Below are 25,465 nucleotides of genomic sequence, written 5' to 3'. Positions count from 1 at the left end.
GGCTACTGCCCGCCCTTCAACTCGACCCCGGCGTCCGCGAGGATCGCGAGATCCAGGGGCGTGATCGAGAACCGGTCCTCGCGCTGGAACACGACTCCGTTCATCAGGTCGTCGACCAGCATCTCAGGATACTCGACACCCTTCAGCCCGACGTGGTGGTAGTTGTTCGTTTCGGTGCTGAGCGGCACCGGCCCGCCGTAAACCTTCATCGCCCGCAATCCGACAAAGTAGAATCGCCCCTCCTCGAAGATGATCCGCTGGTCGTAGGTGCTCACCATGTCCGACTTCGGCTTCCCCGTCTTCTCATCGAGCCAGCCGTTGAAGCCGATGGCGTGGGCGATCTCGTGCATGAAGAGCGAGAGCGCGTCGAGCTTGTCGCGAGGAATCACCGCCTCACGCTTCTCCGGTTCGGGGTCGAACCAAAGGTCCTTGAGGTAGGCGCCCATCACCGTGATTTCGATATCCGGCTGGCCGCCGGTATTCACCTCCCGACCCTTGAGCTTGGCGATCGCGCTGGGCTCGAAGAGCCGGTTAGCTCCATGTTTCCCGATCTGAACCATCGAGGGACAACGACAACTCGCCCGTCCCTCACCGGGTTTGAGAATCACCAGAACCTCAATTCGTGCCTCGCCCGCGAGGTGCTCGCCCCACATCCCGGCCGCGGCCTCGACGGTCCGCTTGAACGCAACACTCCGATCGCCGAGCAGCGACTCCGGGTCCTCGACACGAACTGCGAACTCCGCCCCGCCCCCCTTCGCGATCGCCGACAGACCCACAACGAGCCACACCCCAAGGAGCATCCGTTTTGCCCAGCGCTTCATGACTTGAGAGCATCCCCAACCTCACCCCCTGCGTCCATTCCTTCCGACCGGCTTGCGGAATGGGCCGGTCCGTCAGGCCTTCCCGCCCTTGCGTTGACGATCGCTCCTCTCGAGACTCTTCCTCAGTCCATGACTCCTTTCCTCCAACTCTCCCGCTTGCTGGCCGTCCTGCTGCTCGTGCTGACGAGTACGGCGCGCGCCGAGCAACGCCCCAACGTCCTGTTCATCGCCCTCGATGACCTGAACGACTGGATCGGCTGCATGGGCGGTCACCCGCAGACCGTCACGCCAAACCTCGACCGGCTCGCGGCGGAAGGCATGCTCTTCACCAACGCCCACTGCGCGGCACCCGCCTGCAATCCGTCGCGCATCTCCATTTTCAGCGGCCGCTCGCCCCACAAGTCCGGCATTTACGAAAACGCCCAGAAGCTCCGCGACGTGCTGCCGGACGCGACCCTGCTGCCGAAGCACTTCTCGAATCACGGTTACCGATCGACCGGTTCGGGCAAGATGCTGCACTACATCATCGATGCCCAATCCTGGGACGACTACTTCCCCGAGCCGTCCACCGAAATGCCGATCCCGGAAACGAAGTATCCGGACAAACGCCCGCTGTCCCTGCCTCGTGGCGGGCCATGGCAGTACATCGAGACCGACTGGGGTCCGCTCGACGTCAGCGACGAGGAATTCGGTGGCGACTACACGGTGAGCGAATGGGTCGGCAAGCAACTCGGCAAGACCCACGACAAGCCGTTCTTTCTCGCCTGCGGCATCTACCGGCCGCACGAGCCGTGGTTTGTCCCGAAGAAATACTTCGAGAAGTTCCCGCTCGATTCGACCCAGCTTCCTCCCGGCTACAAGGAAGACGATCTCGACGACCTTTCGGAGCAAGGCAGGAACCTCGCCCGAAACCGCTACTTCGCGCACATCCGGGAACACGGACAATGGAAGCAGGGAGTGCAGAGCTATCTGGCATCCATCCACTTCGCCGATGCGATGCTTGGCCGAGTACTCGATGCGCTTGAGAAAGGCCCCAACAAGGACAACACGATCGTCGTGCTGTGGTCCGACCACGGCTGGCACCTCGGCGAAAAGGAGCACTGGCAGAAGTTCACCATGTGGCGGGCATGCACCCGGGTGCCCTTCATGATGAAGGTGCCCGCGGGCATTTCCAACGCGCTGCCCGACGGCACCAAGGCGGGCTCCCACAGTGACGCCCCGGTCAGCCTGCTCGGCCTCTTTCCCACGCTCACGGAACTGTGCGGCCTTCCCGACGGCGAAAAAATCGACGGCAAGAGCGTGGTGCCGATCCTGAAGAATCCCGCCGCTTCCATCATGCCGGCGGCGCTCACCTTTCTTCAGGATGGAAAGAGCGTCGGCGTCAGCGGCAAGGACTGGCGCTACATTCGCTACGCCGGCGGATCGGAGGAGCTCTACGACATTTCCTCCGACCCCTACGAGTGGAACAACCTCGCCGGAAAGCCGGAGCACGCCTCCGACCTCGAGCGGATGCGGAAGCTTGCGCCGACGGAGTTTGCCGATCGCCCCGAGGTGAAGGTCAAGGATCTCCCCGCATTGCCGTGGACCGCATGCACCGACGCGGCTGACCTACCCCCGTCGAAGCCCGATGGCAACCTGATGAGAATCGTCTTCGTCAACCGGCGCGGCGAACCCGTCCGTCTCGATTGGGTCAGCGGGAAAGGAGAACCGGTCGGGAAAGGCACGATCGCCGCGGGCAAGAACCTCGAAGTCCGTGGACGGCCGGGTTCGGTCTGGGCGATCCGCGACGATTCGGAGAAGTGCCTCGGCTATTTCAAGGTCGAGGACCGCGCAGCCAAGGCCGTCATCCGATGAAGCTCGGCTCGACCATTCAACCGCAGGGCGTCCAGACGACGTCGCTCCGCAAGTTCGGCCTGATAGGTGGCACTTCGTGGCGATCGACGCTTTCGTTCTACGAGGCAATCAACGATGCCATCAACCTGCGCCACGGAAACAACACCAACCCGAGGCTCAACCTCGCCAGCCTGGATCAGGCCTCCATCCACGCGGCACAAAAGCGGGGCGACTGGGAAGCGATCCTCGAACTTTTCGAGGCGGCGGCTCTGGAGCTCCAGTCAACCGGCGTCGAGGGCCTCGCCTTTTGTGCGAACACGCCGCACAAGATCTACGATGCCGTCCAGTCGGCACTGCGCATCCCCGTGCTTCACATCGCCGACGGTATCGGTCGCGAGTGCGCCCGCCGCGAGTTCCGACACATCGGATGGCTCGGAACACGGTTCTCGATGGAGGAGGACTTTCTTCTCGGCCGTCTCCGGCACCGGCACGGCCTGAAGGCAAGCGTGCCTTCCGAGGCAGCGCGCCAAGCGATCCATCGCTGCGTGGTGGAGAAGCTCTCCATGGGGCACTTCGACGATGACTCCCGCAATCTCCTGCTCGACCAGGTCCGGCAGTTTGCCGAGTCGGGAGCGGAGGCCGTCGTTCTCGGCTGCACGGAGTTTCCTCTCCTCATGGATGGCGGAGCCGCTGCGCTGCCGCTCATCGATTCGCTCGCCTGCCATTGCGAGCAGATCGTGCGCTTCATTGCGGGGGACGAGTCACCCGAAGCTTGAAGGTCACGCCTTCGCCTTCGCGACGCTCTCGCCTTCGACGATGTCCATCTTCAGGAAGTGCTTGCCGATCGGCCGCAAGCCGCCCGAGAGCCATTCCTTGAAATGGGACAGGGCCTTGCGATTGGGAAAACGAAGCATCGTCGGCTTCGGCTGACACCACTCGAAGTGGCTCTCGTAATTGGTGCTGATCACCGACAGCTCGTCCGGGATCCGGATTCCCCGGTCAGCGCAGAAACCGTAGAGCGAGAGCAGGTGGACGTCTTCTGTGACCACCACGGCCGTCGGGCGAACCCGCCGGAACGACTTCTCCCAATAGGTTCGCCAAACCTCGGGCACGGGCTCGGGGAAACTCGGACAGAGGTCTTCGACTGTGCCCGACTCGGGCGGCTCTCCCAGCCCTTTCGCAAGACCGATGATGAACGCTTCCCTGAAGCCGCCCGAGATCGAGTCGACCGGGATCAGGATCCTCCGGTGGCCCAGACCGGCCAAGTACCGGGCGACGGCTTCGATGCCCTCGTTGATGGCGAACGAGCACATGCTGAACTTCGGGCTCGTTCCATGCACCCCGCCCACCTGGAAACTCGGCAAACGTTCGACCGCTGCGGTGCCCCATTGGTGCAGCGGCACGTAAAGGACCAGCGCCGCCGCCTGATGGCGCTCGATCAGCCTGTCGAGCACCGGACCCGGATTACGATATCTCCCGTAGTCAACCCGCTCCCAGACCACCCCGCCGCGGGCCGCTTCCCACGCCTCGTGGAAACTCCGCAGCAGGTTCTCATCCTCGAGATTCATCGGTGAGGCCGTCGGCCGCAGGATCAGCAACCGCTGCCGCTTGGTCACGGTGCCCGGCTTCCCGTCCTCCAACGGCAGCACTTTCCTGCACCGACCGACCTCCGCGGGAGCGATCAGACCCCTCTGCTCGAGCACATCCATCGCCGCCACGCAGGTCTTGCGATTGACCCCATAGCGTTCCGCCAAAGTCCGGTTCCCGGGGAGCTTTCCGGCCCATTGCCCCGAACGGATCGCCGCCTCCATGCGGTCCGCCACCTGCACCGCAAGTGACTTCCTTTCGACCCGGTCATCCATCGTCGGAACACTTGACCCGGGGTTGCGTGGGGTCCAGATCAAACGTGGCCGCAGAAACCTAGGATCTGTTCACGAATTGCGTGCGATGATGAATGCCGCTACCAGATAGACCGCAGAGAAAAAGGTCTGAGAAAGCTTGTCGTAGCGCGTGGCAATGCGTCGGAAGTGTTTGATCTTGTTGAAGAACCGTTCGACCCGGTTTCGGCGGCGGTAGCGATTCCGGTCATACCGGATGACGCCTGCCCTTGAGTTGATCGGCGGGATCACCGCTTCAATGCCCTCGAAGTTCAGGCGCTCGCGGATGCGATTGGCGTCGTAACCCTTGTCGAGCATGGCTGCTTCCAGAACGTTCTCCGGCTGGAGGCTTTCGAAGAGTGTCTCGAACTGCCTGCCATCATGGGCCTGGCCAGGGGTAAGATGCAGCGCCACGCTACAGTTCTCATCAATGGTTGCTGCGTGAATCTTGGTGCTCAATCCCCCTCGAGAGCGTCCGAGAGCCTGATCGGAAGAGTTTTTTTTGGCGCTCCGGCCGCATGCTGATGAGCTCGGACTGTGGTGGAGTCCATCATCAGTTCACGAGCTCCGGCAAAGTGCCCGCCTTGCATTTCCTGCCAAAGGCGCTTCCACACACCACGCTCCTGCCACCGCCGGAAACGCATGTAGACGGCATGCCAATAGCCCAGTTCAGGAGGTAGATCGCGCCACGGGCAACCTGTCCGGTTCAGATAAAGAACCGCCTCCATGAATTCGCGATCACTCATGGCCGGTGGAGCTCCCGCACGCGAATGCTTCGCCTTGGTCAGAGCACTTTCAATCTGCTCCCAAATCTCGTCGGTGATCATGCTTCGAGGATGTCCAGCTGGCATCCGAAGCTTGAAACAAACGCTTCAGGAAAAGTACAGATTTAATTCGTGAACAGATCCTAGTCCGTTTTGCCCAGCTCTATGACAGCCGGGCCGTCCTTCTGCAGCTTCTTCACCGTGATGGTCTCGAAGTAGTGCCCATCCAGGCTCTCCGCGACGAAGACGTGACCGACAAAACTTCCCATCGGCTGGACCCCATCCTTCCCGATGTCCCAGTGACGGCCGCGCCGGCCCGAGGGATCGATCCACGTCAGCCGGACGACGCCGTCGTGTTGATTGACGAACTCCAGCGATGTCTTCGGTCCTCCCGCTTTCGAGTGGACCTTCGCCCGCAGGCTCACCGGACTCGGCGGCAACGTCTTATTCAGTTCCGCCTGAAGCTTGGCGATGATCTCGGGATGTTGGTCGGCGACGTTCACGTCCTCCGAATCATCCCTCCGGTGGTCGTATAGCACGCGCTCCTTCACCGATCCGTCCTTCATCTCGCGCCACTCGGTATATCTCCACTCGGCGGTTCGGATGCTGTTGCCGATCAACGGCCGATAGACGTACTGGCTGAAGGCGGCGCCGATGTGGTCGGCAGCGGGATCTTCGAGTAATGCCGCCGCACTCTTCCCTTCGAGGAAGCCCGGTACCTTGACCCCCGCCAACTCACACAACGTCGGGAAGAGGTCGACCGTCTCGACCAGCCTACCACAGCGCTTGCCATTCGCCTTCGCCTTCGGATCCCGGATAATGAACGGAACCCGGGTATCGAGTTCGAGATTCGTCATCTTCCCCCACCCGCCGTGCTCTCCGAGTTTGTAGCCATGGTCCGACCACAGGACGACGACGGTGTCCTCCGCCAGACCCATTTCGTCGAGGGCACCGAGCAAGCGGCCTACCTGGGCATCCGCGAATGAGACCGAAGCGAGATAGCCATGGATCAGTCGGCGCGCTTCTTTCTCGCTGACGCGACCGCCGGTTGGGGTCGGAAAATCGATGAGGTCGGCGTAATGACTGAACTCATAGTTGGTTCCCAACTCCACCGGCGGGACTCCCTTGGGCAAGTCGGGGTTGGACGCGAGCGGAAGCTTCTCCCGATCATACATATCCCAGTATTTCTTCGGAGGACACCATGGCAGGTGCGGCAGGATCAGACCCGCGGCTACGAAGAACGGCTTGTCCCCGTCCTTGAGCTTGCGGATCCGCTCGATGACCCGCGAAGTCATCGCGCCGTCAGGATGTTGCTCGTCGGTAATGTCCGGCGCATTCGTCGCCGGTCCGCGCAGGTTCGACTTGCGCCAGTCATCGCCGGGGAGCGACTCACGGACCTTCTCGATGAAGGCCTTCTGCTTGGCATCGTAGTGCCGGTAATCGCCCGAACCGAATTGATGCGGCCGGTCCCATGAACGTGGGTCCTGCCACGGATTGTGGAAGATCTTGCCGTAGCCTTCGACATGGTAGCCCTGCGAGCGCAGATACTGGGGCATCGTAACGGCGTCGGGTTTGGTTTCCCGGAAATGGTAGGGAAGCGTGTAGCAGTTCAGCGTCGCCGGCCGCAGCCCGGTCATCATGCTGGCCCTCGACGGATTGCACACCGCCACCTGCACGTAGCAGCGGTCGAAGATGACTCCCTGCTCGGAGAGCCGGTCGATGTTCGGTGACTTGACGACCTTGTCGCCATAGCAGCCGAGTTGGGTCCGCAGGTCGTCGATGCAGATCAGCAGGATGTTCGGACGGTCGGCAGCGGAGGCATGACTGGCAGCCAGAACAAGAGCGGCCGCGAAGATTCGGAGAATGGAGTTCACGCTGCAGTGATCCTAGCGGGTCCTGCAGCGATGGGAATGAAACAAGAAGCACCACAACCGGGCCTCGCGCGGGTCCGGGTGAAAAACGGATGCGCGCTTCGCGGACCGTCAGCTGGAAACCTATCCAACTCGGCGCATGAGAACCTTTCTCGCACTCATCCTCGTTGTCGCCACCGCCATCGGTTCGGAACTTCCCGATCTCGGTTCGATCCCTATGACCCGGACCCAAGGGTCCCAACACTACCTGCTCCCCGTCGAGGTCGAGGGAGAGCCCTTCAGCTTCCTGGTCGACTCGGGTGCCGGCATGGATGTCGTGATTTCCCTCGAAACCGCGACCCAACTCGGAAAATCGGACGGGGAGGAGTCGAAAGGACAGGGTGCTGGTGGCGGCGTCCGAATGCGGCGCGTCAAAGTCGATCAACTCAAGCTCGGCAAAACGGGTCCCAGCGTCTCGCCGAGAGCGGCCTACGCCGTCGATCTCTCCCACGGCAGGGTGAAGGTCGACGGAGAACTCGTGGCACCGGACGGACTGGTTGGAGTCGGACTGCTCAAGCAAACAAACGCCATCATCGACACCCGTCATGGCAACCTGCTCCTGCCTCCGGCCGACTCGCCGCAAGACGCCTACCTCAACACGCAAGAGGGGAACACCACCATCCGCGTGCCGATGGTCGAGGGTGTTCACGGCTTCGCCTTCGTCGACATCGCACTCGGCGATGAGACCTACGCGTTCCTCGTCGACATCGGCTCGGGAACCAACTCCCTCGAACCATCGATCGCCAAGAAGCTCGGGCTGAAGCTGAGCGAGGAATCCCGCGACATCCCCGGCGCCGGCACCCGCAAGGCACGCGGAGTCCGTCGGGCGACGGCCGAAAGCCCGGTCATCGGCGGCATCCTCCGGCTCCCGTCGATGCAATTCGAGGTCCACTCCCTCGCCAAACAGATCCAACCCCCGTCCGGTCGGAAACTCGGCGGAATTCTCGGTTCCAGGACACTCGGCAGCCTGGGCGCGCGGGTCGACTTCGGCAGCTACCACATCCTGACACCGAAGATCATCACGATCCCGAGGACCCGCTAACCGGACGCCTGCCTGAAGTGGCCCCCTCCCCGGCCCGGTGCAATTCGATGCGACCCCGTTGTGAGCCGGCCCCCGACCGAGAAGTGTGATGTGAGCCGCGTGATGCGGTGCACACAACCGACACCTCAACGCCTCCCACTACCGAAATGAAAACCTCCTACCTCCTGCTCGGCGGACTTATCGCCGGAATGAATATTGCGACGGGCGCGTCGACTCCACCCTACGAGTGGACGGGCGCGGCTGCTGACGGCGACTTCTTCAACGAAGCGAACTGGACCGGCGGCGGCGGCCCGATCGTCGACGACCTCTTCAACCCCGGCGGCGCCGGAATGCTCGGCGGAGCCGGTGCCTACAACATCACCGGCGCGGACTTCTCCGGCAGCGGCTTCGGCGAGATCGTTGATCAGGTTTTCTGGGATGCTGGCGCCGACGTGACCTTCACCAATACCACCGGCCGGTTTCAGCAGGTCATCCGCTCGCAACAAACCGGAACCCTCACCTTCGACAACTCCGACCTCAGCACCGGAGCTCTCGCGGAATGGAATACCATTGGTGAATTCAATGCCCAGAGCGGTCCGTTCTCGAACCAGTGGACGGGGTTCCTTGTGAACGACTCCGACATTCTCGCCACCAACAACGGAACCGATCCCAACCAAGGCACTTTCTACGGAAACCTCACGATCTCGGATACTTCCTCGCTCGCGACCCAGTACCTGTCGAACACCTACATCACCCTCGATGGCGCCAGTAGTGAGTTGACCCTCAACGGCGGCGGCAATCCGATCAACCAGTCGATCGTCAATCTCGACGCCGTCGGGGCCAGCATCCACTTCCTCGGAGAAACGGTCGACGCCGTCCTCGCCGAGCACCTTTACGCCAACAGCGCCGACCAACCGCAAAGCGGACTCCTGATCGGTGACCAGCTCGCAGGAAATGCCGGCATGGTCGCCGGCGATCTCGATGGTAGCGGCAACTTCACGAATTCCAACGGAGTCGGCTTCAACCTCGTCACCGACGGCGGCAGCGGAGCCATCCTCACCGTCACCGCCCTGCCACCCGCAGGCGACGCGCTGACCTACACCAATGGTTCCGGCTACTGGGACCGCAACTACGGCACCGACTGGAACAACGGCGTGACCGACGTCGTGTTCTTCGACGGCGACATCGTGACCTTCGACGACTCCGCCACCGGATTCCCCGGCACCATCAACGTTCTCATCGACGGCATCGGCGGACCGGTGCTTCCCGGAGGCATCATCGTCAACAACTCGGCCGGCAACGACTACGTCTTCGACATGGCCACACAGTCGGCCGAGCTGTTCGGCAACGCCCCGCTGACCAAGAGCGGTGCGGGAATCCTGACCTTCCTGCCGCTCGACAATGACACTCCGTATGGCGGTGAAATCACGATCGACGCCGGGGTCGTCGAGCTCGGCAATGATTCCTCAGGGCTGCGGAACGCCAGCATGACCGTCAATCCTGGCGGCACCTTCCGTCTGCTCCAGAACACCACGACCCAGAATTTCACGAATCCGACCATGACCTTGGCCGGAGGCACCCTGGATATCGAGGATCGTTCGTTCTTCTACCATTCGATCATTCTAGCAGACGGCACCACGAGCACGATCAATGTCGATCAGCTGACAGAGTTCGACGGTCTGTTCACGTGGGCCGGACCGGCCGATGCCTTCGGCGGAGGCCAGAGTGGCAATCTGATCAAAACCGGTGAAGGGCCGCTGATCATCAATGGCCGCGACGCCACCTACACCGGCACGACCACGATCCAAGACGGTCGCTACCAGGTGAATGCCAACCGCACCGCCGCATCTTCCGCATGGCTGATCGAGGGTGGATCGCTCCAACTCGTCGATGACAGTGGCGCACCGATCGAGAACCTGCTCGGCTCCCCCTCCGTTTCGCTTACCGGCGGCACGCTGAACGCCACCGGCAATACCGAGACCATTGGTGACCTGTCGATGGACTCGACCTCGAATCTCACGACCCTCGAGATCGATCCCGCCACGACCAACCTGACGGTCGCGAATCTCGACCTGACCGGCACGCTCAACACCGTGGTCTTCAATCCGGCGATCACCACCTCGGGCACCTACAACGTGCTGACCTACACAGGCACGCTCACCGGCACGCTCGGCACCAACCTGGTGCTTCCGCAGTACCGCGACTCCCAAGTTACGTGGAACGATGTGGGTGGCGTGGTGACCGTTACCCTCGACCTCTCCGCTCCCGGCCTCGATTTGACCTACACCGGCGTTTCGGGAACGAACGTCTGGGACACCGGTCTGACCGCCGACTGGGATGATTCCGGCTCACCGGAGCAGTTCTTCCTCGGCGACAACGTGACCTTCGACGACAGCGTCGATGCCGCCTTCAGCGGGACGCTGAACGTGGTCGGCAATCCGGTTCCCAACTCGGTGACCTTCGACAACAGCAGCGCCCAGGGCTACACGCTCACCGGTGACGGGATCATCGGCGCCACCGGACTGACCAAGACCAACGACGGCACGGTGGTTCTCCAGAACCTCAACACGTACACCGGCGACACCGTCGTCAGCGGAGGCACGCTGGTTCTCAGTGGAGGCACCGAGACCCTCGGCGACAACACGGCGATCGAGGTCAACAGCGGCGCCACGCTCGAGATCACGGCAACCAATGCGATCACACGTTTCCAGAACTCGGGTGATGCCGGGATTGTCGTCGATGGCGGAACCCTGCTCCACTCGGACGGCAACCACGCTCACATCCCCTCCATCACGCTGCGGAATGGAGCGCATTGGACTGCCACCAGCGCCGGAAGCTTCGCCGGGGTGAATACCGACCTCGACGGTGACGTGACCGTGGACGGAACAACGCCTTCGACGATCGGCCCCTTCAGTTTCGGCATCCGCTTCAACAACTTCTCGCCCGTCTTTGATGTCTCGGACGTCACCGGCGACTCGGCGGTCGATCTCAGCGTCAACAGCCGGCTGCGCGGGAACTCCGGCTTCACCAAGACCGGAGCCGGCACGATGTTCATCGCCGCCAATCCGAACTTCGACACCGACTACACGACGACCACGGTCACGGAAGGCTGCCTGCTTATCGAGGACCTCAGCGCCATCCCGGCCGACCTGACTCAGGTCAGCGTGGGTGCGGGTGCCTGCTTCGGCGGTGCCGCCGGTCCGTCGAACCTGACCGACGCCGATCTGGAAGCCATCGCCGCGAGCGTGGTCTGGGATGCGGGTGGCGATGCCCGCCTGCTGATCGACACCGCGGGTGGTGCGGTCAGCGTGGCCGCCAACCTCGCCGGCAACTTCAAGATCGTCGCCGCCGGCGGCGGCACGCTCGATCTGACCGGCACGCTGGCGGTGAATGACATCATCGCAATCGACGGCACCACCGTGAACACCGGCCCGGGCGCCGCGACCGCGATCACGATCGACAGCATCACCACCTCGGCCGGCACGACGCCGGGAACGACCAAGGTGACGATCGCCTTCACCGCCGACGGCACCGTGGACGTCTACGGCTCCGCCGACCTCACCGCATGGGGTTCCGCCATCGCCACCGGCGTGTCGGGCTCACCCATCGAGATCGACAACGTCGCGGACGCGAAGCAGTTCTTCGTGCTGGTTTCGGAAGGCGAAACCTTCCCCGCACCCTGACCCGATTCCAAGGCAGTTGGACCCGCCGGGGCGAAAGCCCCGGCGGGTCTTTTGTTTGATAGCCAGCCGATTCCTTTCCGTCTGGAAGACCGTTCCTTTCCCTCCGTAAATCTCTGTCCGACCCATGAACCTCCGCACTCTCCTTTACCTCGCGCTCACCGCGCCGGCCTTGGCCAAGCCGAACATCGTGATGTTCGTGACCGATGACCAAAGCCCGATCGCCGGTTGCTACGGATCGAAGCTGATCCAGACGCCCCACCTCGATGCCCTCGCCGCCGAAGGCACGCTCTTCACCAACGCCTTCGCCACCACTGCTTCCTGCTCGGCCAGCCGCTCGGTCATCCTCACCGGCCTGCACAATCACGCCAACGGTCAGTATGGACACGTCCACCACTACCACCACTTCGAAACCTACAACGATTGCGCCGCGATCAGCCTGCCGAACCAGCTCCGGCTGAATGGCTACCGCACCGCCCACATCGGCAAGTATCACGTCGCCCCGGAAGCCGTGTATTCCTACGACACCTTCCTTAAGGAACAGGGCGGAGGCCACAACACCCCTGAGTGGATCGAGTCGTGCAAACCGCTGTTCGAGGAGAAGTCGGACAAGCCGTTCTTCCTCACCTTCTGGACCCACGACCCGCACCGCAGCGGGGGTGTCGTCAAATCCGCGCCCGAGGAGCTGAAGCCGAACCTGTTCGGCAACCCGCAGCCCGGGAAACAATACGGGCAGACGCCTGAAGTCGCCTACGACCCGGCCGAAGTCACCGTGCCGGGATGGCTGCCGGACACCATCGAGTGTCGACGCGAGATCGCGCAGTACTACCAGAGCTGCACCCGTACCGACCTCGCGCTCGGCAAGCTGGTCCAGGCGCTGAAGGACGCGGGGCAGTACGAGAACACGATGATCATCTACACCGCCGACCACGGCATGGCCTTCCCGGGTGCCAAGACCACCGTCTACGAGGCCGGCCTGCGGGTTCCGTTCATCGTCCATATGCCCGGCCAGACAAAGGCCGTGGTCAACAACGCGCTGATTTCCCACGCCGACATCACCCCGTCGCTACTCGACGCGGCGGGCGGCTACGATGCCAAGACCGGCGGCCCGAAGAAACTCGCTCCGATCCCCAAGGTCGGACGCGGCGAGAACCCCGGCACCGGCAACCTGAAGCGTTACCAAGGCCGCAGCTGGATCCCGATCCTCAACGAAGCCGAGCCGAAGGGCTGGGACAGCCATTTCGCGTCCCACACCTTCCACGAGATCCAGATGTACTACCCGATGCGCGCCATCCGTGACCGCCAGTACAAGTTGATCTGGAACATCGCATCGCCCCTGCCCTACCCCTTCGCCAGCGACCTGTGGGCGGCCTCCTCATGGCAGGCCCAGTTCCGCAAGGGCAAGGACGCGAAGTACGGCCATCGTAGTGTCGATTCCTACATCCAGCGCCCCGCCTTCGAGCTCTACGACCTCGAGGCCGATCCATCGGAGTCGAAGAACCTCGCCGACGACCCGAAGCTCGCGAGCCGGCTCGAGATCATGAAGGAGCAGCTCAAGACGGCGCAAAAACAGACCGCCGACCCGTGGCTCCTGAAGTGGAGCTACGAGTGATCCGCATCACTCCTTCGCCGCCTCGATCACCAGTTCTTCGACCACGTCGAGATTCAGATTCTCCAGCTTGGTGAAGCGGACGCAGCTCTTGCCGACGGACACCTTGCCAAGCCGCGCGGCCGCCTTCTCGGCGAGGTAGCCATCCGGGCCGTCGCAGCACAGGTATAGACTCATGTGCGCCTTCTGGTTGGCCAGTGCCACCAAGGGCCACTCACCCGAAGAACCGCTCTTCGTCTCGTAGGGCCGCATGCCGTAGCCGATCATGCCGTAAACGATCACCGGCTCCAGATCCGGCGCCGTGCGGCGGATCAACTCGTGCAGCGCCCGCATCGCGTCCCGCCGCTTCTCCGGCACCCATTCCAGGTAATCCTCCGCCGTCTTCACTGAATCCGGGCATTTCACCCCTGAAACCTGCCCATCCCCGGCAGCTCCGTCCAGTTCTCGATGCCGGCTCCTTGCTCCCTTGGAAATTGATCATTCCTTGCTGGATATTGAATATTCACCCCTTCGATCGCTGCCCCACGCCGTCCTTGCAATCAGCTCCGGCCTTCCCTTCACTCCGCCCCCGGCCATGGCCCTGATTGTCCAGAAATACGGCGGAACCTCCGTCGGCACCATCGACCGCATCCGCAACGTCGCCGCACGGGTGAAACGCACCCGCGACGAGGGCAACCAGGTGGCGGCGGTCGTTTCGGCGATGTCGGGCATCACCGACAAGTTGATCGGCATGGCCAAGGAGTTCGGCGAGAACCCGAGCGAGCGGGAGATGGACGTGCTGCTGGCCACCGGCGAGCAGCAGTCGATCGCCTTGGTCTCGCTGGCTCTTCACGAGCTCGGCGTTCCCGCGCTCTCAGTCACCGGCCGTCAGGCGGGCATCACCACCACCGGATCACACACGCGCGGCCGGATCGACGCCATCGACCCGCAGTTCATGAAGCGCTCGCTTGAGGCGGGCAACGCGCTGGTCGTCGCCGGCTTCCAGGGCATCACCCCCGACGGCCTCATCCACACCCTCGGCCGTGGCGGATCTGACCTCACCGCGATCGCCGTGGCGGCCGCCGTCGGTGCCGATGTCTGCCAGATCCTCACCGACGTCGACGGCGTCTACACCTGCGACCCGCGGATCGTTCCCAACGCCCGCAAGCTACCGGAGATCTCGTACGACGAAATGCTTGAGCTGGCCTCGTCCGGCGCGAAAGTGATGCAATCGCGGTCGGTCGAGTTCGCCAAGAAATACGGCGTCGTCTTCGAAGTCCGTTCCTCCCTCAACGACAACCCGGGCACGATGGTGCTCGAAGAACATCCCGATATGGAAAACGTCGTCATCCGCGGAGTCTCGATCGAGCGCTCCCAAGCCCGCGTCACCATCACCGGCATTCCGGACGAGCCCGGCATGTCGGCGAAGATCCTCTGCGCCCTCGGCGACGCGGAGATCAACATCGACATGATCATCTCGAACATCGCGAGCGACGGCATGGCCCGCCATTCGTTCACGATGCACTCGAACGACCTCGGCAAAGCCCAGGCAGCGCTCAAGCCGGTGCTCGCCGAGATCAGCGGCGAGTCGAAGATCGAGACCGAGGCCGGCATCGCCAAGCTGTCCTGCGTCGGTATCGGCATGCGTTCCCACTCCGGCGTTGCCGCCACCATGTTCAAGGCCCTCGGCGAGGCCGGCATCAACATCGGCATGATCTCGACTTCCGAGATCAAGATCGCCGTGACCGTCGACGAGACCCGCATCGAGGATGCCGCCCGCGCCGTCCACGACGCCTTCGAGCTCGACAAGGCCCCGGCCTGACCCGCGGAGCTCTCGGAGCATCGAGCGATGGAGCGCCGGTTATGAAACCGGCATCTCCCCGGCCGGCAACACCTCCCAGCCGCTTCAGTCACCCGCAGCTGCGGGCTTCGGGTTTGCCAGTGCCCCCTCTTCCACGTGGCTCAGCAGCTCATCTAGCGTGAGCACCCCTGGCCTATCGTCGGCATGACAGGTGGCATCGACATGGTTCTCCTCGCGAAGCACCCGCTTGCCCTCGACCAAGGTCATCCCAATCCGGTCGACGGTGGTGCATCCGCCGCGGTTCCCTGCCTGATAGTAGGCGAAAAGTAAATCTAGGCCCTCGATCTCCGCCTTCACCAGCTTCTTCTCTCCGATGAGCTTGGCCTCCCACTCGATCTTTTCTTGGTCCTCTTTCGGAACGTATTTCCAGACCTTCACGCTGCCGTTGCGAAACTCGAACCGCGCCCTTTCATGATGGAAGCAGCCGGAAGACGTGTACTCCACCTTCAGAGTCGCTCCTTCCGGGATGGCGGAAGCCGTCAGCCAGTTCTCATCGGCTGCAACCGGGAGCAACAGAAGAAGCGACGCAAGGAAGATCCTCATCTGCCAGCCAATAGCATGGCGGGCGTCCAAAAGCGAGATATCACGGGCCGGCCCGACGGTGACGGGGTCGTCATCAAATTCTTGGACGAAAAGGACGCAGTCCGCCGTTTCTCCCATTGCATGAAAGCCGCCGCGTTTCTCGTCCTCGCCGCCCTCGCCCTGCCATTGTCCGCCAAGGACAAGGAGACGAAGGTGCCGGATGCCTCGGTCAGCCAGGTCCGCTGGGGCCAGGTGGTCAATGAGGTCGAATTCGATGCCTCCTCGCTCGAGGGCAAGGTCGTCGTGGTCGAGGAATGGGGTGTCAACTGCCCTCCCTGCATCGCCAGCCTGCCGGACATGGCGCGGCTCGCCAAACGCTACGACAGCAAAGGCCTCGCCGTGATCGGTTTCGAGGTCCAGGGCGGCGACAAGGAGACGATCAACAAGCTCCTCAAAAAGGCCCGGGTGAAATACCCGGTCATGACCGGGGGGATGGTTCCCGTTTCAACCGGCGGCATCCCTCACGCGCTCGTCTTCGACCACACCGGCAAGCTCGTGTGGCACGGCCATCCGGCCAACGACGACTTCGAGGACGCGGTGAAGGATGCCCTCAGGGCGATGCCGAAACTCTGAGGAGAGCGGCTTTTCAAGCCGCGGTTGGTGGATGGGTCAGCGGCTTGCAAAGCCGCTCTCCCGATTGCCTAGAGCGCTCAGGGAGAAAACGGATACTTCGGCGCGATCACCGCACCGCACTGCGGGCAGTAGAGGGCACCGGCCGTCGTGGTCGCGGCGCACTTCGGACAGTGAACCGGCTTGGGACGCATTCGGGTGTCCTCTGCTCCGTCCCGAAGATCGATTTCCCGAATCTTCCGCCGGAGTTCCTCATCGGTCATGCCACCCCGCTCACGCAGCAGCTCGTAGAGGGCTTGGCAAACCAGCTCGAGCTTCGAGATCCGGTGCTCCACGCCTCCGACCCGGAAGTCGGAGTTGCGCACCTGACCTTCGGCATCCGTCTGGCGGGACCGAAGATTGTTCAGTTCGATTTGTTGGAGGATATCCCACATGGGACGTTACCCTAGCCAACGACGGCAGCGGGGCACGGCGAATCGCGCCGCTTACTGGACCTTGCGCTCGGTCTCGGCGAATCCGGCGTCCTTCGCCCGCTTCAGGCGCTCGGAGAAGGCGGGGTCCATCGGTGGTGACTCCCGCTGGGAGAACAACTCCGCACCGAGGCTGCCGAATGCCAAGTTGACGAAAAGGAATACCACGCAGCCGGCCGCCAGAAGAAACGCGGTGCTGATGCAGTTGTAGGCGAGCTTTTCGTCGATGCCATCCCACGCGAGCAGGATCGAGGCCGCCGTGGCGGCAATGATGCACAGGGTGAGGACCCAGAAGGTGACCGCCTTGACGGCCTGGTGCGGGAGGTAGCCTTTCATGGTAATAGCGGGTTGGAACCGAAGAAGCAGCCGGAAACCTACGCCTGCTTTCGCCGCGACACAAGGAAATGGATCTTCACAGTCAGGTCTCGGCGGGAAAGGGTCGCGGCGCACATGCACGAGCCGTCGCTGAACCCCTACGATACCCCGGAGCACGCGCCGGAGGAATCGGGAGCCGACGTCTCGAAGCTGCCGCCCGGCCCCTACGGAGCTTACCGCGACAACCGCATCCTCGTTCGCTGGGTCATCGGGACGGTGCTGCTCTACCTTGCCTTCAACCTCTTCTGGGCGGTGGTGAACCTGCTCTACACCTACTCCGTCACCGCGTCGTCATCGGAACTCTTCAACCGCATCGTCGAGATTGCCGAACGGGCGGCTTGGGTGAATATCATCAGCTTTGTCCTCTTCGGTGTCTGGATCAACCGCACCGGCAAGAACGCCTGGCTGTTCCAGCAACTCAAGACGCGCGCCAAGGACCCGAAACTGCCCAAGGCCGAATCACTGTCGGACACCCCCGGCTGGGCCGTCGGCTGGTACTTCATCCCGATCGCCAACCTCTGGAAGCCGTTCACCGCCATGCGCGATTTCGTGCGTGCGTCGGTCACTGTCGAGCCGATGCCGTCCTACCTGCTGCCGTTCTGGTGGGCCTTGTGGCTGCTGTCCTCCTTCGGCGACACCACGACCGGCGACGGCTTCACCGCCCTGACCGCGGCATGGAGCGCCGATGCGGTCGTGGTCGCGGTCACTTGCGCCAGCGGTGTGAACGTCGGACTCGCCGTGATCGCGATCCAGCTGCTGCGCAGCGTCACGCGGCTGCAGCACGACTCGGCCATCTACTTCGCATCGATGCCACCGGAGCAGCTCGCGGCGCGACCAAAATCGGCACTGCCGATCGAGGGACCGCATGCCTGAAGGTGGCGCCATCCGCCCGGTTCGTTCCATTTCTTCGCGATCCCGCCGAAAACCGCACAAACACCGCGCACTTTCGCGTTCCGCCCATCGGCCGGCCCCGTCATCCTCTCCCCGCCATGTTCCCTCAGGACTTCAACCAGCACCTCACGGACACCCTTTCCGAGATCGACTCCGCCGGACTCTACAAGCGCGAACGTCTGATCGACTCGACCCAGAGCTCGACCGTCCGGCTCAAGGACGGCCGCGAGGTCATCAACATGTGTGCCAACAACTACCTCGGCCTCGCGGACCATCCCGAGGTCGTCGGCGCCGCCAAGGACGCGCTCGACCGCTGGGGGTTCGGCATGGCCAGCGTGCGGTTCATTTGCGGCACCCAGACGCTCCACAAGAAGCTCGAGGAAACGATCAGCCGCTTCCTCGGCACCGAGGACACCATCCTCTACCCGAGCTGTTTCGACGCCAACGGCGGCCTGTTCGAGGTCCTGCTCGGACCCGAGGACGCGGTGATTTCCGACTCGCTCAATCACGCGTCGATCATCGACGGCGTCCGTCTCTGCAAGGCCAAGCGCTTCCGCTACGCCAACAACGACATGGCCGACCTCGAAGCCAAACTTCAGGAAGCCGACGCCGCGGGTGCGCGCTTCAAGCTGGTCACGACCGACGGCGTGTTCTCGATGGACGGCATCATCGCCCAACTCGACAAGGTCCACGAAATCGCGGCGAAGTACAACGCGATCGTCCACTTCGACGACTGCCACGCCACCGGCTTCCTCGGCGAGCGCGGCCGCGGCACCCACGAGCACTGCGGACTCTTCGGCAAGATCGACCTCACCACCGGCACCCTCGGCAAGGCGCTCGGCGGCGCTTCCGGCGGTTACACGTCCGGCAAGAAGGAGGTCATCGACCTGCTGCGCCAGCGTTCGCGTCCCTATCTCTTCTCCAACACGATCGCCCCGCCGATCGTCGCGGCCTCGGTGAAAGTCTTCGAGATGCTCGAGTCCTCGACCGAGCTCGCCGACCGCGTGAAGGAGAATACCCGCTACTTCCGGGAAGCAATGGCCGGCACCGGCTTCACCATCGCCGGCAAGGACCACCCGATCTCACCGGTCATGCTCGGCGACGCGGCACTATCGCAGAAGTTCGCCGACAAGTTGTTGGAACACGGCGTCTACGCGATCGGCTTCTTCTTCCCGGTCGTCCCGAAGGACACGGCCCGCATCCGCACCCAGATCAGCGCCGCCCATACCCGCGAGCAGCTCGACAAGGGCATCGAGGCCTTCGTCAAGACCGGCAAGGAACTCGGTGTGATCTGATCCGGGAGCTGGATCCGTTGTTTCGAAGTTCCGCCTTCGGGTGGGAGAAGCGCCGGGGTCAATCCGCCTCCTGAAGGAGGAACTACAAACCACAGTGGCGGAACCTGTGGGCGATTTCGTTTGTGCGCCCTGCTGAGGGAGGTTCATCTCGTCCGCGTGAAGGAAGTCACCATCCACACCGACGGCGCGTGCCGGGGCAATCCCGGGCCGGGCGGCTATGGTGTGGTCATGGTCAGCGGCCGACACCGGCTCGAACTTTCCGAAGGGTATCGCCGGACGACCAACAACCGCATGGAGCTGCTTGCGGCGATCGTCGCGCTCGAGAAACTGAAGACCGCTTGCCGCGTGACGCTCTATTCCGATTCACGCTACCCGGTCGACGCCATGACCAAGGGTTGGCTGCGGGGATGGAAGTACCGTGGATGGCGTACTTCGAACCGGCAACCGGTGAAGAACCCCGACCTGTGGCGGCGCCTTGAGGCGACTTCAGAGCCCCATGAGATCGAGTGGAAGTGGCTGCGGGGACACGCCGGCCACAGGGAGAACGAGCGATGCGACGAACTCGCCGTCGCCGCTTCCCGCGGTTCCAGGCTGGAGATCGACGCGGCATTCGAGGCGCCGGCGGAGGACGGGCTGCTTTGAAACGACGGTCTGCAGGCCACCGTGGGAATTGCAATCCACAGGCCTTGCATCCTGCAAGAATCTCTGCAGCCAGAAACCATCGTTCAAGCGCAAGAAACCCTGAAGCCAAAGGGACTGGAGCGCCCCACCCGGCCATGGCTTGCCATCTGCGAAGAGGTAAGACGCTATGAAAACATCACTCCATCTCCTTGCCCTCGCCGGATCTCTCGCTCTCGCGAGCTGTGTGGTTCCGACCGACGGCGTCGTCACTGCCCGCACCACCGTCTATGAGCCCGGCTACCGGGTGAGCACCCTGCCTACCGGATACAGCAGCGTGATGGTCGGCGGAGACCGCTATTACACCCACAACGGGACCTACTACCGTCGCCGCGACAACGGCTACGTCGTGGTCGAATCGCCGCGTCATCACCACGACCGCTACGATCACCACGCACGCACCCACCGCGACCACTATAACACCGGAGCTTACGTGCAGACCCTGCCGAACGGCTACCGGACCATCACCCGCAATGGTGACACCTATTACCACTACGACGATTCCTACTTCCGCCGCCGTGGCGACGGATACGTCGTCGTCGACCTCGACATCTGATTCCCTCCCCGAATCGAAGCGCCCGGCGGATCATTCCGTCGGGCGTTTTCGCGGTCAGCAGAGACGCACCATGTCCTTTACGAACTGACCCCAGAGGAAAACGAGTCCCCGACCGGAATACTCGAAGTAGCGCTGGTCGCCCGATGGCCGGATGATGCCCGCTTCGAGATTGTGGCTGATCTGGGTTTTCATCTCCGACTCGATGTCCGTCTCGATCCGTTCCGGATCGGGTATCCGGAGGGCATCGGGATCGACCTTGCGGCGCCGCAGGAACTGCCTGTGGTCTTCGAGGATCTGGTGGAAACAATTCCGCTCACAGGGAACGTGGTTCCAGCGGACGTTCGGAGGGCACTTGAGCGTCGGCGAGAACGGGAAGTTGGTCGTACGCAGGATCCGGCCCTCGGCATCGCGCGAAGTGATCGACATGAATGCGAAGGCAACCTCGCCCTGCTCGCAAAGACAAACCGCGGCCTCGGCCCGCTCCTCGGGATGCCAGTAGATCTGGAAGTACTGCTGCATTCCCGACCACTCCCAGCCGCAGTCATCGACATGCTCGAAGCCGGCCTCCTCCATCGCCATCGCGGCTTCGGGGGCATTGGGAAAAAACGCGGGGTCGGGCACGACCCGGTGGCGGAGTCGGTTCTCCATCGGCAACCGCATCGGCTTGATCCGGGTCAGCAGCTCGATCCACGGAAGGAAAAACCATGGGATCACTCCGAAGAATCCCATCCACCAGGACCCGGTGAGGAAGTAGAACAGCAGATACCCCGCGACGAGGAAGGTCAGCGCGCCAAGTTTCCTCGGGATCGCGACCCGCGACGAGCGCAGGCCGACGGCCAGAACGACCAGACCGACGACGACGAGGGATTCACGCATGGATTTTCAGGGGACTCGACACGCCAGAAGCCGGAGGCAATCGCCAACCGGCCGCAGCGTCAAGCGGCCGTTTCCGCTCGGTTCGGTCGCCGATGACCTATCCGTCCGGGATTCGGATCTGTCCAGCGATACCTCGGGTCGGATCGGGATTGCCCGGACCCGAAGCTGGAACCCGCCGGGTCGCGATGCCAGAGTGCTTCCGATGGCCATCGAATCCTACGAGTCCTTCCACCCGGAGATCCACCCGACCGCCTTTCTCGCTTCGAGCGCCGACGTGATCGGTCGAGTCACTCTCGCTGAGGAAACAAGTGTTTGGTACAACACGACCCTCCGCGGAGACATCAACGAGATCGTCGTCGGACCCCGGTCGAACATCCAGGACAACGCCGTCGTCCACCTCGCCGACGACCTTGGCTGCTATGTCGGTGAACTCGTCACCGTCGGCCACTCCGCCATCATCCATGCCTGCACTCTGAAGGACGAGACGTTGATCGGAATGGGCGCCATCGTCCTCGACGGTGCGGTCATCGGCGAGCGGTCCATCGTCGGAGCCGGTACCGTGGTCACTGGCGGCACGATCATCCCGCCAGGCTCACTGGTTCTCGGCACCCCTGCCAAGGTGGTCCGCACACTGTCACTCGACGAGCAACGCGGGGTGAAGCACTGGGCCGAGAAGTACGTCGTCCAGTCCCGGAAATTCATGGCGAGGGAGTGAGCGCTATGGGTAACCCCAGGGACGAAATCTCCTTCCATGCGGAAACGGCCGACGGGTAGGGTCGCCCCGCAATTATCCGACCATGCGAATCCTCCTCCCAACCTGCCTTGCGAACTGTCTGCTCTGGACCGCATCCGCCCAATCGATCGACATCTCGGAGCTCGGCCTGGATACCGGCCGTTTCGAAGTCACAGCTATCACCGATACCGACCTCATCGTCGTTCTCGATCGATTCGACGGTGACCTGCTGCCACTGACCGGCACCACACCAAGCGGGATGGCGATCGTCCCGGCAGCTGTGCCCACCGTCGTGCGTGAGTTCGATGCCTCAGGCTCGCCCCGCGGGTTCTTCGATATCTTCGGCAGGGATCTCGCCACCGACACCACCGACTCCGATGGCGACGGCGTCACCGACCGCACGGAACTGAAAACCGGTGGATTCCTCAATCCGGTCGACGGCGTGGACGGAGCCAACGCGGACGTCTTTGACATCACTCTGGACGCCTCGGTCTCCGACGGAATTCCGGCGGCCGGTGCCGGCAATATCGAGATGCCCAACCACGCGGACATCTACCGTTTCGAAGGCGTGGCCGGCACGGGCGTGTTTGTCGATGCCGTCTCTCACGACCTCTCCATCAATCTTCACGACTACCGTTTGTTCGATCCTTATGGGAACCCGGTGAAGAGCTCGGCATTCGGACTCGGCGACATGGGCCCGGTCACCCTACCGCTCGATGGTGAATATGTGCTGATCGTAGGCGACACCGGACTCGGCGGTTCGGGAACCTATGCGATCAATCTCAGCGTGATCCCCGCCCCCGAAACATTCGTCATCGCGGTCGGTGACACGATCACCCCGGACGACCCCGCCCCCGGCGCCGGCACGATCGAAGCACCCGGAGCATTCGACATCTACAGCTTCGACGCCAACGCCGGCGACAGGGTCTTCCTCAACACCCTCTCCTACAGCGGCACCAACACTTTGATTTACCGCCTTCTCGATCCTGCCAGCACGGAGCTCGACAGCCAGCAGTTCAATCTGGGCGACATGGGCACCGTGGAACTTCCCTCGAACGGCACCTACACCATCGAGGTCGGAGAGGTCGGAAACGATGACACCGGCACCTACTCGATCGGGCTTACCGCAGTGCCCGACCCAGAGTCGTTCGGCATCAGCATCGGCGACACGATTTCCGACGGAGCGCCCGGTCCAGGAGCAGGCAACATCGAGACCCCCGGTGCCTTTGACCACTACACCTTCACCGGAGCCGCGGGTCAGAAGGTCTTCGTCGACTCGCTCGGTTTCTCCGGATTGAATCTCATTGATTTCAAATTGTTCGATCCGTCGGACAGCCTCGTTTTCTCCTCCGCATTCGGTCTCAGCGATGTCGGCACGCTGGAACTGCCCGAGACCGGCACCTACCGGCTCGAGGTCGGCGAAGCCGGCAGCGACCGGACCGGAACCTACTCCATCGCCATTACCGAAGTGCCGCCGCCGGATGTCTTCGGTATCGCCATCGGCGACACCGTCTCCAACGGGATCCCTGCAGCGGGCGCCGGCAACATCGAGGCCCCGGGTGCCTTCGATCACTACACCTTTGCCGGCACCGCCGGGCAGAAGATCTTCATCGACCAGGTCAGCTACTCGGGGCCGCAACTCATCGACATCCGGTTGTTCGATCCTTCCGACTCGCAAATCGCATACTCCGCCTTCGGCCTCAGCGACATCGGCACGCTGGAGCTTCCGGCCACGGGCACCTACCGGCTGGAAGTGGGAGAAGCAGCGGACGACAATACCGGCACCTACACCATCGGGATCACCGAAGTCCCCGCACCCGATGTCTTCGCCATTGCGATCGGCGACACCGTGTCGGACGGCATACCCGGAAGCGGAGCCGGCAACATCGAGACCCCCGGCGCATACGACCGCTACACCTTCACCGGAACAGCCGGCCAGAAGATCTTCGTCAACATGGTGTCCTATTCCGGAGTCAACACCATCAACTACCGGCTACTCGATCCGTCCGATGCGGAAATCGGCAACAAGCAGTTCAACCTCGGTGATATCGCCACCGTCGAACTTCCCGCGAGCGGAACCTACACCCTTGAGGTCGGTGAGGCTCCCAACGACGACACCGGTACCTACACCATCGCCATCACGGACATTCCCGCCCCGGACAGCTTCTCGATCAGCATCGGAGATACCGTCTCCGACGGCGTGCCGGGCGCCGGTGCCGGAAACATCGAGGTTCCCGGCGCGTTCGATGTCTATACCTTCACCGGCACCGCCGGCGAGTTCGTCAACATCTCCCACGGATCTTTCGTCGGCCTTTCCACGGTGAACTACCGCCTGCTCGACCCGACCGACTCCCAACTCGACTCCCAGCAATTCAACCTCGGCGACATGGGCGTGATCCAACTCCCGTCCACCGGCACCTACACGATCGAGGTCGGTGAGGCGACGAACCAAGCGACCGGCACCTACGACATCACCGTGGCGCCCCATGTCCCCTGACTGCTCCGCAAAGGGAGTCGGCGGGCTCGGTCGATGATTGTTACGCGTAGCGCGCAGTCCGGCGTGGGAGTGGCGCTTTCCAAGCGCCATACCATGGGGTGGCGGCTTCCAGCCGCCGCGGTCGGGAGACCGCCTCGCCCACTCATGGCGCTTGGAAAGCGCCACTCCTCACTTCCCCACTTCCTCGAGATGCTTTTCGATGCACGCGAGGATGGTTTCGAAATCGGACGTCTTGCTGACGAAGGCGAGCCCGCCGGTCTGCGTTTCGCCGTCGATGCTGTCGGGGTTCTCCTCGACCAGCGCGGTCAGCATCATGATCGGGGTGTCGCTCAATACCGGGTCGGCCCGGAACTTGGCCACGATGTCGCCGCCGTCCATGCCGGGCATGACGACGTCGATGATACAAAGGTGGGGCCGGAACTCGTGGGCCGCCTTCACCGCCTGCTCGGACTGGTTGACCTGGCGGACGAGAAAGTCGCCGGCCTCCTCGAGGTTGGCTTTCAGGAGCGCGGTGAAGTCCGGCTCGTCGTCGATGATCAGAATTCGGGTGGATCTCATGATGACCGTTTTAATCCCGTCGTGTCAGT

General features: G+C 62.9%; 22 protein-coding genes and 1 pseudogene. 13 read left to right on the top strand and 10 right to left on the bottom strand.

Annotated features, from left to right (window positions below):
• Nucleotides 1-2 precede the first annotated feature (2 nt).
• A complete protein-coding gene (locus HAHE_RS10510) occupies nucleotides 3-821 on the bottom strand; it encodes a hypothetical protein (RefSeq protein ID WP_338684249.1) in 819 nt (272 codons plus the stop codon).
• Between the two features lie 129 nt (nucleotides 822-950).
• Between HAHE_RS10510 and HAHE_RS10505 the strand changes: the two genes are divergently transcribed.
• Both HAHE_RS10505 and HAHE_RS10500 read left to right on the top strand, forming a co-directional pair.
• The gene (locus HAHE_RS10505) at nucleotides 951-2,675 is read left to right on the top strand and encodes a sulfatase-like hydrolase/transferase (protein ID WP_338684247.1); all 1,725 of its coding nucleotides are present in this window, start codon (nucleotides 951-953) and stop codon (nucleotides 2,673-2,675) included.
• Nucleotides 2,672-3,430, top strand: a complete 759-nt coding sequence (locus tag HAHE_RS10500) for an aspartate/glutamate racemase family protein (RefSeq protein WP_338684245.1) — start codon at nucleotides 2,672-2,674, stop codon at nucleotides 3,428-3,430. Before HAHE_RS10505 ends, HAHE_RS10500 begins: the two co-directional genes overlap by 4 nt.
• Nucleotides 3,431-3,433: 3 nt before the next feature.
• On the opposite strand, the gene HAHE_RS10495 is transcribed toward HAHE_RS10500, so the two are convergent.
• The 3 genes and pseudogenes from HAHE_RS10495 to HAHE_RS10485 all read right to left on the bottom strand — a co-directional run bounded on the left by HAHE_RS10495 (nucleotide 3,434) and on the right by HAHE_RS10485 (nucleotide 7,169).
• Nucleotides 3,434-4,516 (bottom strand): substrate-binding domain-containing protein, encoded by a 1,083-nt coding sequence (locus HAHE_RS10495; RefSeq protein ID WP_338684243.1) that lies wholly within the window; start codon nucleotides 4,514-4,516, stop codon nucleotides 3,434-3,436.
• 72 nt (nucleotides 4,517-4,588) lie between these two features.
• Nucleotides 4,589-5,398, bottom strand: a pseudogene (locus tag HAHE_RS10490) (IS5 family transposase); the annotation flags it as partial.
• A 40-nt stretch (nucleotides 5,399-5,438) separates the two neighbouring features.
• The gene (locus tag HAHE_RS10485; RefSeq protein ID WP_338684241.1) at nucleotides 5,439-7,169 is read right to left on the bottom strand and encodes a sulfatase; all 1,731 of its coding nucleotides are present in this window, start codon (nucleotides 7,167-7,169) and stop codon (nucleotides 5,439-5,441) included.
• Nucleotides 7,170-7,305: 136 nt separating this feature from the next.
• Between HAHE_RS10485 and HAHE_RS10480 the strand changes: the two genes are divergently transcribed.
• The 3 genes from HAHE_RS10480 to HAHE_RS10470 all read left to right on the top strand — a co-directional run bounded on the left by HAHE_RS10480 (nucleotide 7,306) and on the right by HAHE_RS10470 (nucleotide 13,518).
• Entirely contained in the window at nucleotides 7,306-8,247 is a 942-nt protein-coding gene (locus tag HAHE_RS10480; protein WP_338684239.1) for an aspartyl protease family protein, read from the top strand.
• A gap of 146 nt (nucleotides 8,248-8,393) precedes the next feature.
• Complete coding sequence (locus HAHE_RS10475; RefSeq protein WP_338684238.1) at nucleotides 8,394-11,909, top strand: beta strand repeat-containing protein; 3,516 nt, start codon at nucleotides 8,394-8,396, stop codon at nucleotides 11,907-11,909.
• A gap of 124 nt (nucleotides 11,910-12,033) precedes the next feature.
• Complete coding sequence (locus HAHE_RS10470) at nucleotides 12,034-13,518, top strand: sulfatase (protein ID WP_338684236.1); 1,485 nt, start codon at nucleotides 12,034-12,036, stop codon at nucleotides 13,516-13,518.
• A gap of 6 nt (nucleotides 13,519-13,524) precedes the next feature.
• On the opposite strand, the gene HAHE_RS10465 is transcribed toward HAHE_RS10470, so the two are convergent.
• The gene (locus tag HAHE_RS10465; protein WP_338684235.1) at nucleotides 13,525-13,902 is read right to left on the bottom strand and encodes a DUF1801 domain-containing protein; all 378 of its coding nucleotides are present in this window, start codon (nucleotides 13,900-13,902) and stop codon (nucleotides 13,525-13,527) included.
• A 187-nt stretch (nucleotides 13,903-14,089) separates the two neighbouring features.
• On the opposite strand from HAHE_RS10465, the gene HAHE_RS10460 reads away from it, so the two are divergent.
• Nucleotides 14,090-15,316, top strand: coding sequence for an aspartate kinase (locus HAHE_RS10460; RefSeq protein ID WP_338684233.1), 1,227 nt, complete (start codon nucleotides 14,090-14,092; stop codon nucleotides 15,314-15,316).
• 84 nt (nucleotides 15,317-15,400) lie between these two features.
• Here HAHE_RS10460 and HAHE_RS10455 read toward each other — a convergent pair whose 3' ends face one another.
• Nucleotides 15,401-15,898, bottom strand: coding sequence for a hypothetical protein (locus HAHE_RS10455; RefSeq protein WP_338684232.1), 498 nt, complete (start codon nucleotides 15,896-15,898; stop codon nucleotides 15,401-15,403).
• Between the two features lie 120 nt (nucleotides 15,899-16,018).
• Between HAHE_RS10455 and HAHE_RS10450 the strand changes: the two genes are divergently transcribed.
• Complete coding sequence (locus tag HAHE_RS10450) at nucleotides 16,019-16,510, top strand: TlpA disulfide reductase family protein (protein WP_338684230.1); 492 nt, start codon at nucleotides 16,019-16,021, stop codon at nucleotides 16,508-16,510.
• Between the two features lie 77 nt (nucleotides 16,511-16,587).
• On the opposite strand, the gene HAHE_RS10445 is transcribed toward HAHE_RS10450, so the two are convergent.
• Nucleotides 16,588-16,941 carry a zinc ribbon domain-containing protein gene (locus HAHE_RS10445; protein WP_338684228.1) on the bottom strand — a complete coding sequence of 118 codons (354 nt, stop codon included), beginning with the start codon at nucleotides 16,939-16,941 and terminating at the stop codon, nucleotides 16,588-16,590.
• Nucleotides 16,942-16,992: 51 nt separating this feature from the next.
• Nucleotides 16,993-17,313 carry a hypothetical protein gene (locus HAHE_RS10440; RefSeq protein ID WP_338690806.1) on the bottom strand — a complete coding sequence of 107 codons (321 nt, stop codon included), beginning with the start codon at nucleotides 17,311-17,313 and terminating at the stop codon, nucleotides 16,993-16,995.
• 114 nt (nucleotides 17,314-17,427) lie between these two features.
• Here HAHE_RS10440 and HAHE_RS10435 point away from each other — a divergent pair, with 114 nt between their 5' ends.
• The 4 genes from HAHE_RS10435 (at nucleotide 17,428) to HAHE_RS10420 (ending at nucleotide 20,772) form a co-directional block, all read left to right on the top strand.
• Entirely contained in the window at nucleotides 17,428-18,225 is a 798-nt protein-coding gene (locus HAHE_RS10435; RefSeq protein WP_338690805.1) for a DUF4328 domain-containing protein, read from the top strand.
• A gap of 116 nt (nucleotides 18,226-18,341) precedes the next feature.
• Entirely contained in the window at nucleotides 18,342-19,538 is a 1,197-nt protein-coding gene (kbl, locus tag HAHE_RS10430) for a glycine C-acetyltransferase (RefSeq protein ID WP_338690803.1), read from the top strand.
• A 156-nt stretch (nucleotides 19,539-19,694) separates the two neighbouring features.
• Complete coding sequence (gene rnhA / locus HAHE_RS10425) at nucleotides 19,695-20,180, top strand: ribonuclease HI (RefSeq protein WP_338690802.1); 486 nt, start codon at nucleotides 19,695-19,697, stop codon at nucleotides 20,178-20,180.
• 166 nt (nucleotides 20,181-20,346) lie between these two features.
• Nucleotides 20,347-20,772 (top strand): DUF6515 family protein, encoded by a 426-nt coding sequence (locus tag HAHE_RS10420; RefSeq protein WP_338690800.1) that lies wholly within the window; start codon nucleotides 20,347-20,349, stop codon nucleotides 20,770-20,772.
• A 54-nt stretch (nucleotides 20,773-20,826) separates the two neighbouring features.
• Here the strand turns inward: HAHE_RS10420 and HAHE_RS10415 are convergent, their stop codons facing one another.
• Nucleotides 20,827-21,648 carry a hypothetical protein gene (locus HAHE_RS10415; protein ID WP_338690798.1) on the bottom strand — a complete coding sequence of 274 codons (822 nt, stop codon included), beginning with the start codon at nucleotides 21,646-21,648 and terminating at the stop codon, nucleotides 20,827-20,829.
• 202 nt (nucleotides 21,649-21,850) lie between these two features.
• Here HAHE_RS10415 and HAHE_RS10410 point away from each other — a divergent pair, with 202 nt between their 5' ends.
• Both HAHE_RS10410 and HAHE_RS10405 read left to right on the top strand, forming a co-directional pair.
• Nucleotides 21,851-22,363 (top strand): gamma carbonic anhydrase family protein, encoded by a 513-nt coding sequence (locus HAHE_RS10410; RefSeq protein WP_338690796.1) that lies wholly within the window; start codon nucleotides 21,851-21,853, stop codon nucleotides 22,361-22,363.
• An 82-nt stretch (nucleotides 22,364-22,445) separates the two neighbouring features.
• Entirely contained in the window at nucleotides 22,446-24,878 is a 2,433-nt protein-coding gene (locus HAHE_RS10405; RefSeq protein ID WP_338690794.1) for a hypothetical protein, read from the top strand.
• Between the two features lie 168 nt (nucleotides 24,879-25,046).
• Here the strand turns inward: HAHE_RS10405 and HAHE_RS10400 are convergent, their stop codons facing one another.
• The gene (locus HAHE_RS10400) at nucleotides 25,047-25,436 is read right to left on the bottom strand and encodes a response regulator (protein WP_338690793.1); all 390 of its coding nucleotides are present in this window, start codon (nucleotides 25,434-25,436) and stop codon (nucleotides 25,047-25,049) included.
• Nucleotides 25,437-25,465 lie beyond the last annotated feature (29 nt).

This window comes from Haloferula helveola, from assembly GCF_037076345.1.
Lineage (GTDB): Bacteria > Verrucomicrobiota > Verrucomicrobiia > Verrucomicrobiales > Akkermansiaceae > Haloferula > Haloferula helveola.
The sequence above is the reverse complement of the archived record's forward strand: the minus strand, read 5'-3'. Positions and strand labels throughout refer to the sequence as shown.

Coding starts and splice junctions, on each gene's coding strand:
- HAHE_RS10405 (WP_338690794.1), top strand. CDS start 22,446: ATGCGAATCCTCCTCCCAACCTGCCTTGCGAACTGTCTGCTCTGGACC.
- HAHE_RS10510 (WP_338684249.1), bottom strand. CDS start 821: ATGAAGCGCTGGGCAAAACGGATGCTCCTTGGGGTGTGGCTCGTTGTG.
- HAHE_RS10475 (WP_338684238.1), top strand. CDS start 8,394: ATGAAAACCTCCTACCTCCTGCTCGGCGGACTTATCGCCGGAATGAAT.
- HAHE_RS10445 (WP_338684228.1), bottom strand. CDS start 16,941: ATGTGGGATATCCTCCAACAAATCGAACTGAACAATCTTCGGTCCCGC.
- HAHE_RS10460 (WP_338684233.1), top strand. CDS start 14,090: ATGGCCCTGATTGTCCAGAAATACGGCGGAACCTCCGTCGGCACCATC.
- HAHE_RS10495 (WP_338684243.1), bottom strand. CDS start 4,516: ATGGATGACCGGGTCGAAAGGAAGTCACTTGCGGTGCAGGTGGCGGAC.
- HAHE_RS10450 (WP_338684230.1), top strand. CDS start 16,019: ATGAAAGCCGCCGCGTTTCTCGTCCTCGCCGCCCTCGCCCTGCCATTG.
- HAHE_RS10440 (WP_338690806.1), bottom strand. CDS start 17,313: ATGAAAGGCTACCTCCCGCACCAGGCCGTCAAGGCGGTCACCTTCTGG.
- HAHE_RS10480 (WP_338684239.1), top strand. CDS start 7,306: ATGAGAACCTTTCTCGCACTCATCCTCGTTGTCGCCACCGCCATCGGT.
- HAHE_RS10420 (WP_338690800.1), top strand. CDS start 20,347: ATGAAAACATCACTCCATCTCCTTGCCCTCGCCGGATCTCTCGCTCTC.
- HAHE_RS10500 (WP_338684245.1), top strand. CDS start 2,672: ATGAAGCTCGGCTCGACCATTCAACCGCAGGGCGTCCAGACGACGTCG.
- HAHE_RS10435 (WP_338690805.1), top strand. CDS start 17,428: ATGCACGAGCCGTCGCTGAACCCCTACGATACCCCGGAGCACGCGCCG.
- HAHE_RS10505 (WP_338684247.1), top strand. CDS start 951: ATGACTCCTTTCCTCCAACTCTCCCGCTTGCTGGCCGTCCTGCTGCTC.
- HAHE_RS10410 (WP_338690796.1), top strand. CDS start 21,851: ATGGCCATCGAATCCTACGAGTCCTTCCACCCGGAGATCCACCCGACC.
- HAHE_RS10415 (WP_338690798.1), bottom strand. CDS start 21,648: ATGCGTGAATCCCTCGTCGTCGTCGGTCTGGTCGTTCTGGCCGTCGGC.
- HAHE_RS10455 (WP_338684232.1), bottom strand. CDS start 15,898: ATGAGGATCTTCCTTGCGTCGCTTCTTCTGTTGCTCCCGGTTGCAGCC.
- kbl (WP_338690803.1), top strand. CDS start 18,342: ATGTTCCCTCAGGACTTCAACCAGCACCTCACGGACACCCTTTCCGAG.
- HAHE_RS10400 (WP_338690793.1), bottom strand. CDS start 25,436: ATGAGATCCACCCGAATTCTGATCATCGACGACGAGCCGGACTTCACC.
- HAHE_RS10470 (WP_338684236.1), top strand. CDS start 12,034: ATGAACCTCCGCACTCTCCTTTACCTCGCGCTCACCGCGCCGGCCTTG.